At 63.3% G+C, this 686-nt stretch carries 1 protein-coding gene; it reads right to left on the reverse strand.

The window, feature by feature from the left end; translation table 11 throughout:
- Positions 1-686, reverse strand: a 686-nt coding sequence (locus AWB74_RS45070) for a PAS domain-containing protein (RefSeq protein WP_143749569.1), incomplete at both ends; no start/stop codon positions are given.

A 686-nucleotide genomic window follows, 5' to 3' on the forward strand; every position in this document is an offset into this window, starting at 1 on the left:
AGTTCCTCGTTCGATGACTTGAGTTCCTCGAGGGCAGTCTCGTACTCTTCGATCATCGACTGCAGGCGTTCACGGGTCTCACGCAACTCCTTTTCGACCTGCACGGCGGTCCCCTCGTGCGTGGCCTGGGCGCGCACGAGCGCTTCTTCGCGTGAGAGCACGGGGCCCTGATCGTTGAAGACCACGAGGTACATTCGCTCGCCGTTGGTCTGATCGGTCAGCGGCTCGACGGTCAGGCTGATTTCCTGTACGCGGCCGTCCTCGCTCTCTATCACTACCCCTTCGCGGGTAACCGGGCGACCCGACTCGACGGCCTCGCGAAACACGGAGCGCAGATCGAGGCCCAGGCCCTTTCGCGCCATGGTGAAAAGCTGGCGCGTCGGCGCACCGGCTGCGTTCTCCAGGTACTTGCCCGTACGTGCGGAGTAATACAGGACATCGCCATCGCGCGAAGCGAGCACATGAGGTGGCGTGAACCGCTCCAGCATGTGGTTGTCGACCACGAGGCGCAGCGACGCACCGCTCAGCGCGGGGCGCCCCGGTGCAAGCCCGGCGATGTGACCGATTTTTAGGGAAGACACCGACAGCGGCACGCGAAGCTGCGGCGAAACATCAGCGCGGCGGCGAAAGATCCGGTGCTTCTTTTCGATCGGTACAAAAAGCTCGTCGAACTGGCTGACGCCTTC

Source organism: Caballeronia arvi, from assembly GCF_001544695.2.
Lineage (GTDB): Bacteria > Pseudomonadota > Gammaproteobacteria > Burkholderiales > Burkholderiaceae > Caballeronia > Caballeronia arvi.